The organism is Halapricum salinum, assembly GCF_004799665.1.
Classification (GTDB): Archaea; Halobacteriota; Halobacteria; order Halobacteriales; family Haloarculaceae; genus Halapricum; species Halapricum salinum.
In genome coordinates this window covers 2,498,595-2,515,379 of sequence record NZ_CP031310.1, presented here as the reverse complement: position 1 = coordinate 2,515,379, position 16,785 = coordinate 2,498,595, and the positions used below count along the sequence as shown (strand labels likewise).

Sequence of the window (16,785 nt, the reverse complement as noted above, 5' to 3'; positions counted from 1 at the left end):
CTCTCTCAATGCATAGGCCGCAGGCACGGTTTGCTCACTGACAACGGGTACTATTTCGACCGCTTGAACTCGAACCGTGCCCCGCCATTGCTTCCGTCTGTCACCGAAACTGTCCAACCGTGCGCCTTCGCGATGTCGGCCACAATCGAGAGCCCGAACCCGGTTCCCCCCTCGCTGGACGTGACGCCGTGTTTGAACACGTCGTCTTGCTTCTCCTGGGGAATCCCGCTGCCGGTATCCTCAACGTAGAATCCATCGTCTCCGTCTAGTCCACCCACGGTCACCGTGACGTCGGCACCACCGTGCTCGATTGCATTTCGGAAGAGATTCTCGAAGAGTTGGGTCAGCCGCCCTGCATCCCCGGTGACTGTCGGAATTCCATCTGCGACTGTAAGCGTTGCCTCCTCCGTGTCGACGTATCCCCACGCTTCTGTCGTAATACTCTCGAGGTCGATCTCTTCTGCATCCTCGATCGTCGTCTCCCCACGTGCCAGCGTCAGGAGGTCCTCGATGAGTCGTTCAATTCGGTCGTGTGCGGATTCTACTTTTTCAAAGTGCTCCGCCTTCCCGGTCTCCTCCGCGATTTCGAGGAACCCCATTGCGACAGAGAGCGGGTTTCGAAGGTCGTGGGCAACGACGCTCGCGAACTGGTCGAGTCGTTCGTTCTGTCGGTGTAGTTCTTCCTCCCTGCTCGCTCGTGCGAGTGCTGCCTCGACAGTCGCACCGAGAATCCGGAACAGGTCGACGTCCGTCTCAGAAAAGACCTGCGTGGAAACTGACCCCGTCGACATGAGCCCATACTCACCTAGTGGGACGAGAATCTCACTCCGTATCTCTGTGTTCGGGTTGTGGGGTTGCCCCTCAGCTTGGATATCATCATATACCTGGGTTTCTCCGGACTCAAACACGTCCCAAGCGAGACTGTCTCCAGGAGTGAACCGGGGAGACTCGCCAAACAGGTCTCGTGCTTCGGACGTTTCCGTAATTGGGGCGAGCACGTTCTCTCGGTCGTCGTACTCCCAAATTCCGGTGATATCGAGGTCCAGTATCTCGGCCGCGGCATCGACGGCGATCGCTCCGATTTCCTCGCTTGATTCAGCGCCGCTGAGCGATTGTGCGGTGTCCTGAAGCGAGCGGAGGCGAGCTTCCAACCGTTTCTGTTCGGTTATGTCCTCCAAGACAGCGAGGATGCTCGTAGTCTCTCCGTCGGGGCTTGTAACCGGCGCGACCGACAAGAGCAGGTCCAGTTCGTCTCCGTCTTTCGTCTCTCGCCGTATCTCCTTTGCTCGGATTCGCTCGCCGCTCAGGACGCGCTGCCGGTGTGAGGCAAACTCTTCCTGCTGCTCGTCCGGGACCATCGGATTGAACTCGCCAAGCACTTCGTCCTGCGACCAGCCGAACATGGTTTCAGCCTCGTCGTTCCAGCGGATGACGGTCCCATCCGTGTCGATCTCCATGACGGTGAGTGGCGTGGCCTCGATGAGCGATTCCAGTCGCTGGTTCGTCGCTTCGAGTTCACGCTCTCGTTCGACTTGCTCGGTAACGTTTCGAGCGATACCCACAATTCGAACAGTCTCGCCATCGACGACGACCGGTGCGAGGCTGGTCTCCCAGAACTGCGCACCGTCACCGATGTCGAGTTCTTCGCGATACGAGATTGGGGCCCCCTGATCGACGCAGCGAGTGTAATTGGCCTCGAGTTCAGCACCCTCCTGGTCGCCAAACACGTCTCGTGGGGTCTTGCCGCGAACTTCCTCGGTCGTAATTCCGGTCTGTGACTCGTATCCGGGACTGAGTCTGGCGAACTCGAATGATGGGTCCTCACCAGCGGTATCGACATCAAGCAAGAATATCGCGTCCCCGGACGTTTCGAGCAACGCCTCGTATTCCTCCGCGAGCTCTCGATGCTCACGGCGTTCCGCTTCTCGCTCCGTGATGTCCTGAAAAACACCCCGAAGTACTGCGTCGCCGCGCTGTGTGTCGTCGACGTATTCTCCCCACGCCCGGACGTCACGCACCGCTCCGTCGGGTCGAACGATTCGGAGGTTAAGGTCGTACGGTTCCCCGTCTTCGATTGCTCGGTCGACTGCTGCGGTAATCGTCTCTCTGTCGTCGGGGTGGTAGAACTCGATCGCGTCGTCGAGGGGGGGCTCGTAGTCCTCGTCGACACCGTGGATCTGGCGGACCCCGTCAGACCAGGCGAGTTCGCCGCTCGATGGGATGAATTCCCATATACCGATATCTGCGATGTCCTGAACGCGGTCGAAGAGGAACTCCTGACGTTCGAGTTCGGCACGGTCACGACGACGCGAGATTTCGGTACTCACGAGTTGTGTGACCAGCTCGACGAACGTTCGTTCGAGCGCTCCGAACGGCGCGACTCGCGTTGTCGGACTCGAGAAATTGACGGTTCCGTAACGCGTGTCGTCGACGACGAGTGGCACGCCGATGTACGATTCTAACTCGAACTCACGGTAGGCAGGATGCGTCTCTTTCCCGTCGCTAACGGCGTCTGCAAACGAACAGACCGAATCCGTGCCGACGACTTCAGCACAGTACGTCGATGCGAGATCGAACTGATCGCCAGCTTCGATATCAGCCTCTGGTGCGTGAACTGCTTCGACCGTGTAGTCGCTCTCCTGAATCCGCGAGACGATGCCGATTTCCAGTCCGAGCGTCTGGCAACCGACTTCCAGTAGATTCTGGAGGCGTGACTCGGCCGAGACATCGCTTTCTGCCATGACGGCTTGGAGGTCCTGGAGTCCGTCACGCTCCCGTTCCAGTTGCCGGTTCACCTCGCTTTGTTCGGTAACGTCTCGAGCGACAACGAGTATCTGCTTCCGCTTTCGACTCTGGAACGGCGTTACCCGGACGTCGAGCGTTCGTTCACTGGCCCCGGCCACAACGTCGAGCTGTAGGTCTGTATCGTACAACCCTGTCGACCCACCATCGCTCTCGACCTCGTCAAGTGTCGACTCGACTGCCTGGGAGAAACGGGTAGCATCGGAATCGCTAACGCGGTCACCGACGACCGTTTCGATCTGTTGACCGATAATCTGGGCCGACTGATCCCCTGCGAGCAACCGCTTCGCAGCCGTATTCGCGAACTCGATATCACCCTGCTCGCCGAGGACGAACACGACGTCGTGGATGTTCTCCAGAATCGCGTCACTGCGCTCTAGCTCCAGTTCCCGTTCTCGCTCGGCAGTAATTTCGCGTGAAAAGACGGTCAGCCCGTCGTCATCTGGAAACGCTCGCACTTCGACCCAGTAGCCGAACGGCTCTCCCAGCCACTGTTCGAACGATACCGGTTCACCAGTCTCCATCGCCGTTCGATACTTGTCTTCGAGTTCCGTCCCAACGATCGACGGGAACTCCTCCCAGATGGTTTGTCCGACGATCGCGTCCGGGTCACGTTCGACTCGCTCGGCCATCTTCTCGTTTATATACTCGATGCGCCAGTCGCTGTCGACGGCGTAAATCGCGTCAGTCGCGCGTTCGAGCGTTCGTCGGAAGCGCCGTTTCGTCTGCTCAGCCTCCGTGCGCTTGCGAGCAGCCCTCGTGAGTGTTCGAATGCGGGCCGCGAGCAGTGTGAAGTTGTCACGCTCCGACCGGACTGGGATGTAGTCCGATACGCCGGCACGAGTCGCTTCGCTCGCGATCTCCTCACTCCCCTGTCCAGTAAAGAGGATTATCGGGATATCATCGTTCTGTTGGCGAATCGACTCCGTAAGCCCGATACCGTCCGAATCGTCGAGCGAGTACGCCGTTACGATACAGTCGATCCGGTCCGCAGCAAGATTGTGCAGTGCTTCGTCGAGACCGTCGGCAGGTATACAATCGATCTCGGTACTCGTTTGTTGGAGCTTGGTTTGAACCAACTCCGCGAACGCGGGATCGGAGTTCACGTAGAGGACGCGGATAGGATCGTCGAGTTCGTCAGTAGTACCGAGCACAGTTACTGAGATTTGACTGTCTAACTGTTTAAGTGTGTCTTGCGAGACATCATAGTGGGCTATCGAGGTCGCTGACGACTAAAAAATCGCACTAATCGGGGAGATTTTCGTATGGCGGTCAATATAAGCAAAAGGGACGCATACGCTACTAGTATGCCTGCGGAAATTCTGGCTGCTGACGACGACGAAGACATCAGAGAAATGATCGACGTTAGTCTCAGTGGGGATTTCGACGTCGAGACTGTAAAAGATGGTCGGGAGGCATGGGAGTGCTTAGAAGAGTCCCCAGGTTCACTACCGAAAGCGGTCATTCTCGACGTCATGATGCCAGATATGGACGGGTTTTCGGTTCTGGACCATATCCGAGAGAACGACGGGATGCAGGATATGCCGGTTATTATGCTGACGTCTCGGAGCCGGGAAGAGGACATCGTTCGAGCACTCGAGGCGGGCGCGGACGACTTCCTTGCCAAGCCATTCAATAAATCCGAGCTTTACGGACGGGTACAGCAAACTCTCGAGTAAGCAACCGTCCTGAATTGAAACAGTAAAGATGCACAAGCCGATAGATACTCACAATGTGGGTAGCCACCCTAGTCGCTGTTATCGGTCTTCTTAGCGTTGGAATTATTACCCAACTTACTGGGTATCGTATGGGTGGATCGATTACTGTTCCCGTTCTTGCTGTATATACGCTGAAGAACTTCGTGATGCTCCCGGTCTTTCTGTCGAGCGCTGCAGCCGCTTTCGTCGGCCTGTGGATCTTGCGTCGCCGAACGTTACTTTTCGGTCGTGACGAACTCGTCGCAGCAATGGTTATCGGAACGATTGTACCAGTGATCACGCTCTTTTTTGTTCTCCAGCTAGGCATCGACGTGGGGGTAATCGCGTTTCTGGGCAGTATTCTCCCAGGACTAGCAGCGTACAATTACCATCGAATCAAGCCGGAATATCGTCGAAACGACATTCTGGCAAGCGTCGGGTTATTCATTGCCCTCACTACGCTCGGTTGGGTACTGGTTTCCAATGGATTTGCGCGTCAATTTGGCACGCTGACACCCCCGATCCTCTTCTCTTCGACGGCAGACGTCGCTATTTTCAAAGGTGTTGCAGTGTCACTCGATCCCGAATCTGTCATACTCCCTCGAGAAATCGTGGCCGGGCTGTTCGCTGGTGGGCTCGTTCTCTCTGAACGGCTCCGGGATCGGTTCGGTGTTCGTGTCGGGATCATCGGTGCGGTCCTCCTCGCGATTTATGCGCTAGCGAGCTATTGGCTCGTAATCCTGTACGTCCTTTTGCTTGCGCTATCGTTCGGCTTTATCCAGTTGTCGAACTACCTCACACTCCGGTACGGACGAGTCCTTCTCGGAGTGACTGTCGCAGTCGCGATCTTCGCTACGGTATCGCTGACGTTTGTCTTACCGATTGAGCGAGGACTGTCGGCGTTCTTTACTGCGATTTTGGCAGGTGTCGGGGCGTACAACGCGCATGCGTCGGCCCCCTTCGAGCGCCGCCTTGTCCTCCCGCTTCAGATCGTGGTCTTCGTCCCCGCTTTGATCGTCGCTCGACTGTTCAGTGCTCCCCAACCTCGTGGGTTTCCACAAGAGCTGACGTTGCCTGTCCTGGGGATTGCAGCGGTTCTCTGGGTGGCTGCCTTGGGTATCGCGTACTGGTATACCGTGTCACCTCCAAGCGAAGAGGAGGTCCTCTCGGCGTCGATTCTCTCTGAAGGAGGTGAAACATGAGTCGGACCGCCTTCGAGATCTACGGCCGTGGATTCGGCTGGTCCTGGCGTCTTAGAGGTCCAGCGGGGGTACTAGCAACCGGCAGTCGCCACTACGACACGTCCCGAGCAGCTCGCGAAGCAATTGATCTCGTTCGCGCCGCTGTTGCAGAACTCTCGGGGAATGAAAAGTCCTTCCCAGACACCGACGTCGACGCGCCCGACATCATCGTCGAACAAGAACCCACACCGTCGGGAGAACTCCCGGAAGAACGAAACAACTGGGTCTGGCGGCTCCAAAGTGCAAACGGAGTACTGGGACACAGTTCCGATCGCTTCCCGACAGAAGTGTCGGCAGAGTCCGCGGCGGACCAGTTCCTCGACTATGCGGCGGGGGCGCTCCCGATGTTCTTGGTTGGAGCCGAGTACGAATGGAAGACCGGTCCGAAACCGATCGAAGTTGGCTCGTCGAGTTTGACAGGGCTATTGAGTGAAGCAACGAGAGGTATCCGACATCGTAAGGTCCTCGATCAGATCGATACCCAGATTGTCGTCTCGGGGACTCGCGGTAAATCCTCAACCACCCAACGGCTCGACGACGTCTTCAACCGCCGAGGGTACGACACGCTCACGAAGATCACCGGCAACCATCCACTACTGATCCACAACGGCGAGGTCCATCCTATCGAACGACGGGGGCCTCGAACGACGCTCTACGAGAATATCAGTCTCATCGCTGAGTTCGTCCCCGAACTCGATGCGTACGAGCCGGACGACGTCGCTATCTTCGAGAATCAAGGTATCACAGAATACACGACCCGGCTGTTCAACCAGCGTCTGACCGATCCGGACATCATCGTGTTAACAAACGTCCGTCAGGACCACACAGATACCCTTGGAAAGACCAGGACAGACCTTGCACGTTCGTTTGCGCGGTCGGTCCCAGCGGGAACACACGTTGTGAGCGGCGAGCAACACCCGGTGTTGCACGAATATATGCAAAAAGAGATCGAACGCCGCGGAGGGACTATCGAGCAGGTTGATATTCCCGACGAACACGAAGGGCTAATCGGTTCTGAAACGATCCACGCAGTCAATGCGGTGTTAGATGTTGTTGGCGAACCGCCACTTCCAGCCGAGGAGATCGAATCGTTCCTCAGTGCGATCCAACCAACGTGGATAGAACTTGAAGACGGACTCATCTTCAACGCTGCCGAGGTGAACGACGTCGAAAGTACTGAGATGGTTCGACGGGTGCTCGTCGATGACGAATGTATCACCCCGTTCGTGTACCTCCGAAGAGACCGGCGGGGGCGTACAGCGTCATTTGCTCAATATATCGAGTTGCTATTCGAGCGAGAGTTAATCGATGAAGCTCACATCGGTGGGGCTAACACACGCGCATTCGCCGAAAACGTCGATGTTCCAACCAAGTGCCACAGTCAAAATGCGGACCCAGAGCAGGTTCTAACTGAACTGTTCACCGATGGACGACCGGTCATCCTCATGGGTAACACGGTGGACGAGTTTATGCGTGAGATGCAGGCGTCGATTGAACAACGAGTGAAAGAGAAAAGACAGGCTGCCTCGGCAAGCGAAGCTGTTGACATTTCTGAACAGGGGAGCGCGGAAGCGACTAAACCAAAAGATCACGAATAAAACGTCAGCTTCTGTAAGAAGCGGGCCTTTTCGTTAGATGTAGACGTGTTCTTGAGGGGGCCAGAACGATTGTCCGGTAGTGCCCATTACTACTGAATCTCGGAGAACCGTCTTTCGACAAATTGCACGACTGTCGTACGTTGAGTGGCCAGCGTACGATTCGACACCGTTGTACGACCGCACCTCACTTACCGGATTAGAGTCGGATGTCCGGATCGTCTCAGGAGCTTGGTTCACGCATCATAAGCACATCTCTGTTGAGCAGTTCGTCTCCGAACTTCCGCTGGCCTACTTCCAATTCGAGGCCCACGACTGCTACGAGGGTCCGACACACTACGAGATGGACACCCTGTTTCGCGTGTTCGTTCTGAAAGAACTTCACGGATGGGAGCACGAAACAGCACTCTACGAGTACCTCGAAAGTCATCCGGAACTTTGCGAGCGGCTTGGGCTGGAGACAGTGCCTGACCAATCGACACTCTGGCGCAGTTGGCACACACGCTTCACTGATGAGTTTCGCGAGACGGTCCAGAAAGCGGCTCGAACGATCCTCATCAAAGCGCAGAACGCCGACGTCACCGTCCCCCGCGAACCGGAGCAGGTCCTCCCGGCTCGTGGCGATGACGTGGACAAATCGGTTCCAGACGATCGAGCCATTCTGGACAACGCCGATAGAGTCACCAAGCACGTCAGCCGTGTCGTCTTTCCCGCGTTCTCTCTGGACCGTGGGGAGGGCTGTGAGATCCACGAGAACGCCTATTGGGGCCTGCAGACATATCTCGGACTTCGCGAGCGGCTGGCTGCAAACGAAGGTGCTCGTAGTTTCCTCTACGAGTCGACTCGGGATCGGACACCGCTGGGGCACGCTCATCGGGAGCAGATTCGAGACCTCTCGATTGAACAGATTCGAGGGATGTACCAGCAGGCCACCACTCGGCTCCTAAACGAAGTTGCGGAGACAGAGCAGTTCTTTCGAGCCGGAGTCGTCGCCATCGACATTACCGAAGCCGACCCTTTCACCGGTGACAGGACGGGCTACGAAGACGAAATCATCGGAACGAAAGAGAAGAGTGACCAATACGCCTACCAGTGGGCGACAGTACAGCTGGTCGGCAATGCCGTCCCAATCGTGCTGGACGCGCGCCCCGTCCGAAAGGGGGAGACACGACTGGAAATCGTCGAAGACTTGCTCGATTCGGCTGAGGACCTCGTTCACGTCGATAACGTGCTGATGGACCGGGAGTTCGATAGCCAGCACGTCTTGGAGATGATCAGCCAGCGAGGGCTCTCCTACGTCGTTCCGAAGCGGATGCAGACTAGCGAGAAAGCCCAGGCCAAGCGATTGCTCCAGCGTGACCGGGACCGATACGAGACCGACCGGAAGCTCCACCTCGGGAAGAACGAGTGGCACGAGACGACGCTCATCTATCGTCGAAAAGAAGACTCAGAGCACGACGACCATCGACAATATTCGGTGTTCATGACGAATTGCGGGAGTGGTCACCTCACGGAGTACGGGTATCGGTGGGAGATCGAGAGCGGCTATAGATCTATAAAGCGGTTCATGGCGGCGACGACGTCGAAGGATTTCGGGCTACGGTTCTTCTACTTCGCATTCGCCTGCCTGTTGTACTCGATCTGGCGGGCTGTCGATCTGCTCGTGCAGGTTGAGTTGACTGGTGAGTACGAACATTCACCGATCGTAACAGCCGACAACACGCTGACGCTGCTGAAGAAGGAGACTGGAATCGGATAGAGAGACACTCAGTCTAGGTTAGCGCGCCGTCTGAGTGGCTACACTGTTGGAAGTCGCGAAAATTCGCCCATACAATTGGAAGTGTGATAGGAATGACCGCTTGGGGAGTGATTTGAGGTGGTCTGCGTTGACAGAACCGGCCAAGTTCACGCATCACAGCCCCGCTAAACCAGGTATAGTCTCAACTTCACCGCCCAGAAGGTTCGATATCGCGCATACTCGTTTATCGGCCAGAACGCCCAAGAGTAGCGCGGCCCCATCACGACCCGTGTTTCAGACGCGCACGGCGGTGCTCGCGGTCTGTACGCTCACGCTGGTCGGGCTGGCCGGTTGCAGTGTCTCTGTGGAGCTCGGCGGATCTCCACAGCAGGGTGAGACGCTCGAAGCCACAGTCACAGACGTCGTCGACGGCGACACTATCGACGTTCGGTTTGCCAACGGGTCGACCGAGACCGTCCGGTTGCTCGGGATCGACACTCCCGAAGTCCACGTCGAGACCCAACCAGACGAGTTCGAAGGCGTGCCCGACACCAAGTCGGGTCGAGCGTGCCTCCGGGACGCCGGCAAGAACGCCAGTTCAGTGGTCGAACAGCAACTCGACGGCGAGCGGGTCACGATCCGCCTCGACCACGGCGGCGATACCCGGGGTGGCTACGGCCGACTCCTGGGGATCGTAGTTCACGAGAACCACTCGGTGAACTACGACCTGATCGAGGACGGCCACGCCCGCCTGTACGACACCGACTTCTCCGAACGCGACCGCTACGCCGAGGCCGAACGCGAGGCGATGGCTGCCGGTCGTGGGTTGTGGCAGTGTCGTTCTGCGAGTTAATCGAACGAAACGTAGCTGTACACCGCCGAGGAACGACAGGCTTTCTCGACGGATATACCATATATTGATATATAGAATCTGTAAAGAGGTGTAGTGAGGCCCCTGTCTACGGAGAACGTGCCATCAAGCACCCGTAGATTATTCACTGAAAAAACACAAGAGAGCGTATGGTATTTCGAGGTGGGAACGCCTGGCTGCGAGTCGCAGTAGTTCTTGGCTGTTGTCTCCTCCTCGTTCTGGCCGGCTGTACAGGATTACAGGACCAGTCAGAGCCGACAGTGACAATTTCCGACGAGACGACGTCAGCACCATCGACGGCCGAACAGCAGACGAGTGACGATAGTCCAGAAGAGGCAGCAAGACCAACGGCCGAAACCCCAGAAACGGTCCGCTATACAGTGACAGCGAGAGCGATAGTACAGCCCAACTACACCACCATCATACGAGAAGCCGTTGAGTCGTGGAACAGAAAGCCCGACGGAACCGAACTCGAGTTCACATATACGACCGACGCAGATGCTGCAGACTTCCACATAATCCTCGGTGGACGAGTGCAGGATTGTAACGGAGACCAGATCGAGACGGAGTGGTACTACTGCACACTGGACAATAGTACAGATAGAGACACGAACGTCATCGTCTCGGGTATCTACAGGCAGACGGATATAAAACGTATCGTACAAATCGCAACAGGGCAGTACATCGGATACGAGGCACCAGCCGAGGAACTCGAAATCGATACCCTCAGTGATCGATCACCGCAATATCTCGATCCCTGGCCAACCAAGTCGACAGTAGTGGTAAATCTCTCAGTCGAGGTCGACGGGACGAGAGAGTGGGCACCACTGGTTCGTCAGTCACTCGACTACTGGGACGCCGCGGAGCATGAGTACGGCAACTACACCGAAAACTTCGTCTTTCGCCCCGACGCCGAACATGCAGATGTCACGGTTTCGATGATCGATGACATCGACACATGTGGATTCGAGACTGGGGACTTCATCGGATGTGCGGACCTCTACGGCCGGGGTGTTCTAGCAGATCCAGTGACAGACGTTCAAATAGAAGTCGGGTACACGAACGAGACAACGGTCGACATTCTCAAACACGAGTTCGGACACGTCTACGGCCGTCAACACGGCCAGGAACCAATGCCGATTATGAACGCCTCAATCGTCAACGCGACGCGCATACCCAAACTCAACGCGACGGAGCGTACGAACCCATTCCGGGAAAATCCGATCGAAGTATTCGTCGACTACAATTCATTCGACGCACCACGGGAAGATGTCCGCTTCCAGTTCGAGAAAGCCGTCGACTACTACGATACCGGTTCGTCACCACATGTAGCCGAAGAGCTCAACGTTACGATGACTCGAAACCGATCGGCAGCAGAGATCATTATCAATGGCGGCCAGATACAGCTCTGTGAGGACACGAACGGTCCAGGGTCGTGCGGTACCGCCTACGGTATGAACGAAGACTCGGACCATGCCTTCGAATATTATACTCTTCAGAATATCACGATCCAAGGAATCGACACAGATGCACTCGGATGGCACGCTGGATACTGGATGGCTTTCACGGTTGGCAGTGCCTCGGACATAACCGAGGTTCCTGATCCATTCCGAGATGCCGACTATCAAGAGCGCCGCGATTGGTTGCGATAGAACAGTCATATCGCAACTATCTACCCTGAAGACCATTTACAGACGCTCTGCAGAATTAAAGCATGTATTAAAAGGCCCGGGGAGGGCTCGCGAACGACGGAGATCGCAAGCGCTCTCCTCATTCACGCTCACTGGCGTTCGCGTGAATCCAACCAGGTTCTCCGCCCACCGCCGGCACTTCGAGAGTTGGCACTCGACGGAGCGAGTGCCGAAATAGAAGTGCCCGGGGAGGGCTCCGAACCCTCGATCTCCGCATGACCCAGGTCCGAGGCTCGACAGCGCCTCGACGGGCATGCCGGGATGGGTGCCGCGTTCACAGTGAAACCCTATGAGTGCGGCGCTATGTCCAGCTAAGCCACCCGGGCGCACCCGGTGATAGCGTGGTGGTACTCTTTAAGCTTCTCATCTGCCCCCCTCTGTGTCGGGCGATGTCGTACCCCCCGTGACCACCCCGCGGATTTATGCTGTCGGGCGGACACAGCCCGAGCATGGAGATTCCGGAGCTCGTCCAGGAACACCTCGGGGGCGAGGAACTGCAGACAGGCATCATGCTCGGCGACGAGGACGTCCTCTGTCTCACGCCGACCCGACTGCTCTGCTATCGCGCCGAGGGGCTGCTCAGCGACGAGAGCGTCACCGAATACCCCCACGAGGTCGAACGACTCGGTCTCAACGAGGGCCGACGAAAGACCAAGTTCGTCTTCGAGTACGTCGAAGACACGCGCTCGCTGACCGTCCCCAACGGCGTCGCGGGCGACGTCCTCGAACTCGTCCTCGAGGGAATCCTCTCGACCGAGCGCGTTCTCGAAGAGGACGAAGGCGTCGTCGGTGCCTTCCGCTTCAGCGAACTTACCCTGATCGTCGCCGAACAGCGACTGGTCAAACACGTCGGCGGTTCGGTCTGGGAGAGCGACTTCGAGACCTTCGCCTACGAGGATCTCACAGGATTAGAGTTCGAGAAAGCCAGCGTCGCCACCGAGATCGTCCTGCAGGTCGATGGTCGGCCCCAGCGGATCAAGACTCCGAACGACAAAGCTCGACTCGTCGAGAAGACCCTCCAGAAGGCCGTCTTCGAGTTCTTCGACGTCACCTCGATGTCGGAGTTGCAGAGCCACTTCCAAACCGAAGCCGACGAGGAAAGCGTCGACGAGGAGCCGGCAAGCACGGGCGACGAGTTCAGCTTCGGCAGCGAGATCACGCCGCTCGGCGGTGATAGCGAGACGACCAACGCGAGCACAGAAGACGATACCAATCGCTCGATCGTCGACGCCGAAGACGAGCCGACCAAGGGAGAGACGGAAGACGGAGAGCCGGCGATCGCGAGCGGATTGAGCGAGACGGAGTCGGCGTCGATCGAGACCACCGACGGACCCGACCCCGACGCGCTCACCCAGGAAGATCTACAGGAGGTCAGCGACCAGCTCTCGGAGCTGACGACGGCCGTCAACAAGCAGAACGAGCTCCTGCGCAAGCAACACGGCGCGATCAAGCAGTTGGTCGAAGAACTGCGGCAGGGTCGATAGTGACGATCACTCCCGGCCAGTGACTTTCCGAATACACGAAGAGCCGAACGGGCCGACCTCCCCCAAATCGAACTGGATAAAGTAGCCTGTCGAGAGCGACGAGCCACAGCGCCGGCAGTCGAACTCACCCTCCCTGGAGACGACCTGACTCTCGAAGCGGACGAACGATCCGCTCTGTGGACTGATGATCCCGTCCTCGCGGTCGATGATCCCCCGGACTTCGGCGGTGTCGAGGATCTCTCTGGTGACGTTGGGATCGGTCGTGATCGTCTCCAGGCGGTCGACGGCGTCTGCAAGCGACAGTTGCTCGTGTTCGAGGTGCGCCAGTAGCGTCACGCCGAGTTCGACGGGGTCGGTGTCCTCGTCCACGGGCGAACGATAGGACGGGGCCGTCATGAATATTGCCCGGGCGACCACAAGGCGTATTCCACTCGACCCACACCGTTGGATCGATGGATCGGCAGGTGCGCTTTCAGCTTGCAGGCGGGCTTGCCCTCGGCGTGACTGGCCTGCTCGGCGTCCTCGTGCTCACGCCCGAGCGGGTCCTCGCGTCGCTGACGGCGCTGGCCGATCGGCCCGTGCTGTTCGGTGCGCTCCTGATCGTCCTGTACGGCGGGCGATCGCTGGTGCTGTGGCCAATCTCGGCGCTCTCGCTGCTCGTCGGGTTCGTCTACGGCCCGGTGCTGGGAATACCGATCGGACTGGCCGGAGCCGTCTACACGTGTTTGCCGCCGTATCTGCTGGCCCGATACGCGCCACGGGAACGCGGGCCGACCGCTCGCTTGCACGCGGTCGGGAGTTCAGTCGTCGACGTGACCGGTGACTTCCGCGGGCTGGTCGCCGCGCGGTTGATCCCGCTGCCAGCCGACGGCGTCTCGTACGCGGCCGGACTCTCTGACGTGCCGCCAGGGCGCTACGTGCTGGGGACGGTCCTGGGCGAGACGCCGTGGGTGGTCGCGACCGTCGTGGCCGGAGCCTCGATGCGGGCGTTCGCCCTCGAAGAAGCGGGACAGGCGCTCCCGCTGGTAATCGCCGCGAGTTGCCTGGGTATCGTCCTCCTGAGTGGGCCACTCTATCGTCAGCTCCGTCACCGTGGCGTCGTCGACGGGCCCCGGCTCAGACGCTGAACTCGAAGCGAGCGCCGCCCGAACTGCTGTCGGTGACAGTCACGTCCCAACCGTGGGCGTCGGCGATCCGTGCGACGATCGTCAGTCCGAGTCCCGTCCCTTCTTCGCTGGTCGAGTGGCCGTGTTCGAAGACTTTCGACCGTCGGTCGGCAGGGATTCCCTCGCCGTCGTCGGCGACGTAGAATCCCGAGTCGGTCGTCCCGACCGAGACGGTGACGTCCTCGCCGGCGTGGGTGACGGCGTTCGAAAAGAGGTTTTCGAGGAGTTCCCGCAACCGGTCGGGATCGGCTTCCAGTGAGCGATCGTCACGGAGGTCAATCGACGCAGCAGCCGTCTGGACCTGTTTCCACGCCTGCTCTGTGAGAGTCGACAGTGATGTCTCCTCGACGTCGCCGACGACCTCGCCCTGCCGAGCCAGCGTCAGTAGTCCCTCGATGAGCGCCTCCATGCGGTCGGCGGCGTCGAGGATGTTCTCGACGTGTCCCAAGTCGCCAGTGTCGAGCGCCAGTTCCGCACGACCGGTGATGACGTTCAGCGGGGATTGCAGGTCGTGGCTGACGACGCTCGCGAACTCTTCGAGGCGGCGCTCGCGCTGTTTGCGCTCGGTGATGTCCCGGATGACGCCGGCAGTCCCAGTAAACTCGTCTTCGTCGGGCGGGAGCAACGCGATGTGGTTCTCGGCAGCGACCGTGTCACCGTCTTTGGTGTGCAGGTCGATCTCGTAGGTCACGTAGGTCCGTTCGGGCTCCTCCAGAAGCGTCTGGACCATCTCGACGCCGGCGCGGTAGTCGTCCTCCGCGACCAGTGTCGTGACGCTCTCGCCGACGAGTTCCGCCGGAGTGTATCCCGTCATCGGCTCGACGGCCTCGTTGACGAACGCGAACCGACCTTCGGCGTCGAGTGCGTACACTGGATCTTCGACGGTCTGGATGATCGTCTCGTAGCGTTCGAGTTCGCGCTCGCGGGCCTTGCGCTCGGTGATGTCACGGATGACGCCGACCGAACCGACGAACTCTCCCTGGTCTGTGAGCGCGGCGATCTTGTCCTCGTTGATCGTTCGCGTACCGTCGGCGTGGATGGTCTCCATCTCGAACGTCGCCCAGGTCCGGTCGCTGTCCATCAGATCGAGGAGGAGGTCGGTCCCACGCTCGATATCGGCTTCGGACATGAACCGCGTCGCGTGTGTGCCGACGATCTCGTCGCGATCGTAGCCGAGATGATCGGCCATCGCCTGGTTTGCCATCGTGATCGTGCCGTCGTAGTCGAGCACGTACATTGGATCGCCGACGTTCTCGACGAGCGTCCGGTAGCGTTCGAGACGGTCCTCCCGTTCGCGTCGCTCGGTGACGTCACGAAAGTAGATCGACAGCCCGTGTTCGCCCGGGAACGCGCGTACTTCGAACCAGCTATCCAGCGGGTCGTAGTACGCCTCGAACTCGGCTGGTCGCTGTGTCTCCATCGCTTGTACGTACTGCTCCTCGAAGTCCGAGCCGACCCCTTCGGGAAAGACGTCCCACATCTGCTGTCCGACCAACGACTCGGTATCCCGCCCGACCAGCGCTGCCGCCCGGTCGTTCGCGTAGGTGATCGTCCACGCGTCGTCGAGTGCGAGGAACCCATCGCCGACCCGTTCGAGGATCCGCTCGCGACCAGTCACGTTCTCGGCGAGCGTCCGTCCTATCTGGCGGTCGGCGGGATCGATCAATCTCGTATCGACGTCGAGGATGATTCCCTCGAGCGCCGTCAGTTCCCCGTCGTCGTAGACGCCGCGACCCTGTTCCCAGACCCACTTGCGCTCACCGTCCGCAGTCTCGATACGGTAGGTGACCTCGAACGGATCGCCAGCGTCGAGTGCCGCCTGGACGGTCTCCCAGAGCTCGTCTCGGTCGTCATCGATCAAGACGTCTTCACCCCAGACGATCGATCCGTCGACCAACGCCGCCGAATCGTAGCCGGTGAGTTCTCGACAGCCGTCGCTGACGAACTCCATCGGCCACCCGGGTTCGTTCAGACAGCGATAGGCCATCCCCGGGAGGTTGCTGATCAGCGTCGAGAGCATTCGCTCGCTCTCCTCGAGGGCGTTCTTCGCACGATATTCACCGACCGCCCGCTCGATCCGGTTCGCCAGAACGGCGTACTGGTCGGTCCCGGTCCCTTTCTGGAGGTACTCGGTGACGCCTGCGGAGATCGCATCACTCGCAATCTCCTCGTTTCCCTTGCCGGTGAACAGGATGAACGGGAGGTCAGGATTCTCGTCGCGGACGGCACGGAGAAAGTCAAGCCCGTCCATCCCGGGCATGTCGTGATCACTGACGATACAGTCGACGGGCGTCTCCGCGAGCGCGTCCAACCCTTCGGCTGCGTCGGTCGCCGTCTCGACTCTGATGTCGTCGTGGCTGCGCTGGAGATAGGTCGCCACGAGGTCGGCGAAGTCGGGTTCGTCGTCGACGTGCAACACCCTGATCGGCTGCCCGTCGGCACTGCTCATACCACCGTGTTTTCCTCCACACTAATAAATCCGCAAGCGGTTTCGAGTCGA

11 protein-coding genes and 1 tRNA gene are annotated in these 16,785 nt (G+C 58.8%); 8 read left to right on the top strand and 4 right to left on the bottom strand.

Going from position 1 to position 16,785, the window contains the following annotated elements; translation table 11 throughout:
* Positions 1-50: 50 nt before the first annotated feature.
* Positions 51-3,956, bottom strand: a complete 3,906-nt coding sequence (locus DV733_RS12305) for a PAS domain-containing protein (protein WP_079979477.1) — start codon at positions 3,954-3,956, stop codon at positions 51-53.
* A gap of 111 nt (positions 3,957-4,067) precedes the next feature.
* Here DV733_RS12305 and DV733_RS12300 point away from each other — a divergent pair, with 111 nt between their 5' ends.
* The 6 genes from DV733_RS12300 to DV733_RS12275 all read left to right on the top strand — a co-directional run bounded on the left by DV733_RS12300 (position 4,068) and on the right by DV733_RS12275 (position 11,596).
* A complete protein-coding gene (locus DV733_RS12300) occupies positions 4,068-4,481 on the top strand; it encodes a response regulator transcription factor (protein WP_049994423.1) in 414 nt (137 codons plus the stop codon).
* Between the two features lie 53 nt (positions 4,482-4,534).
* Positions 4,535-5,701, top strand: coding sequence for a poly-gamma-glutamate biosynthesis protein PgsC/CapC (locus DV733_RS12295; RefSeq protein ID WP_049994424.1), 1,167 nt, complete (start codon positions 4,535-4,537; stop codon positions 5,699-5,701).
* Positions 5,698-7,338, top strand: a complete 1,641-nt coding sequence (locus DV733_RS12290) for a YegP family protein (RefSeq protein ID WP_202594299.1) — start codon at positions 5,698-5,700, stop codon at positions 7,336-7,338. Before DV733_RS12295 ends, DV733_RS12290 begins: the two co-directional genes overlap by 4 nt.
* Before the next feature lie 79 nt (positions 7,339-7,417).
* On the top strand, positions 7,418-9,094 hold the full coding sequence (locus DV733_RS12285; RefSeq protein ID WP_170178704.1) for a transposase: 1,677 nt from the start codon (positions 7,418-7,420) through the stop codon (positions 9,092-9,094).
* A gap of 268 nt (positions 9,095-9,362) precedes the next feature.
* Entirely contained in the window at positions 9,363-9,926 is a 564-nt protein-coding gene (locus DV733_RS12280; RefSeq protein WP_161569355.1) for a thermonuclease family protein, read from the top strand.
* A gap of 167 nt (positions 9,927-10,093) precedes the next feature.
* On the top strand, positions 10,094-11,596 hold the full coding sequence (locus DV733_RS12275; protein ID WP_136342344.1) for a hypothetical protein: 1,503 nt from the start codon (positions 10,094-10,096) through the stop codon (positions 11,594-11,596).
* Between the two features lie 220 nt (positions 11,597-11,816).
* On the opposite strand, the gene DV733_RS12270 is transcribed toward DV733_RS12275, so the two are convergent.
* Positions 11,817-11,961 (bottom strand) — tRNA-Met (locus DV733_RS12270).
* 123 nt (positions 11,962-12,084) lie between these two features.
* On the opposite strand from DV733_RS12270, the gene DV733_RS12265 reads away from it, so the two are divergent.
* On the top strand, positions 12,085-13,119 hold the full coding sequence (locus DV733_RS12265) for a DUF7115 domain-containing protein (protein ID WP_049994428.1): 1,035 nt from the start codon (positions 12,085-12,087) through the stop codon (positions 13,117-13,119).
* 6 nt (positions 13,120-13,125) lie between these two features.
* On the opposite strand, the gene DV733_RS12260 is transcribed toward DV733_RS12265, so the two are convergent.
* Entirely contained in the window at positions 13,126-13,515 is a 390-nt protein-coding gene (locus DV733_RS12260; protein WP_079979478.1) for a DUF5830 family protein, read from the bottom strand.
* A 56-nt stretch (positions 13,516-13,571) separates the two neighbouring features.
* On the opposite strand from DV733_RS12260, the gene DV733_RS12255 reads away from it, so the two are divergent.
* Complete coding sequence (locus tag DV733_RS12255) at positions 13,572-14,246, top strand: TVP38/TMEM64 family protein (protein ID WP_049994430.1); 675 nt, start codon at positions 13,572-13,574, stop codon at positions 14,244-14,246.
* Here DV733_RS12255 and DV733_RS12250 read toward each other — a convergent pair.
* Positions 14,236-16,734: a PAS domain S-box protein gene (locus DV733_RS12250; RefSeq protein WP_049994431.1), complete on the bottom strand. Its 2,499-nt coding sequence runs from the start codon at positions 16,732-16,734 to the stop codon at positions 14,236-14,238. The two genes, DV733_RS12255 and DV733_RS12250, sit on opposite strands and share 11 nt — an antisense overlap.
* Positions 16,735-16,785 lie beyond the last annotated feature (51 nt).

Coding starts and splice junctions, on each gene's coding strand:
- DV733_RS12290 (WP_202594299.1), top strand. CDS start 5,698: ATGAGTCGGACCGCCTTCGAGATCTACGGCCGTGGATTCGGCTGGTCC.
- DV733_RS12300 (WP_049994423.1), top strand. CDS start 4,068: ATGGCGGTCAATATAAGCAAAAGGGACGCATACGCTACTAGTATGCCT.
- DV733_RS12250 (WP_049994431.1), bottom strand. CDS start 16,734: ATGAGCAGTGCCGACGGGCAGCCGATCAGGGTGTTGCACGTCGACGAC.
- DV733_RS12260 (WP_079979478.1), bottom strand. CDS start 13,515: ATGACGGCCCCGTCCTATCGTTCGCCCGTGGACGAGGACACCGACCCC.
- DV733_RS12295 (WP_049994424.1), top strand. CDS start 4,535: ATGTGGGTAGCCACCCTAGTCGCTGTTATCGGTCTTCTTAGCGTTGGA.
- DV733_RS12275 (WP_136342344.1), top strand. CDS start 10,094: ATGGTATTTCGAGGTGGGAACGCCTGGCTGCGAGTCGCAGTAGTTCTT.
- DV733_RS12255 (WP_049994430.1), top strand. CDS start 13,572: ATGGATCGGCAGGTGCGCTTTCAGCTTGCAGGCGGGCTTGCCCTCGGC.
- DV733_RS12265 (WP_049994428.1), top strand. CDS start 12,085: ATGGAGATTCCGGAGCTCGTCCAGGAACACCTCGGGGGCGAGGAACTG.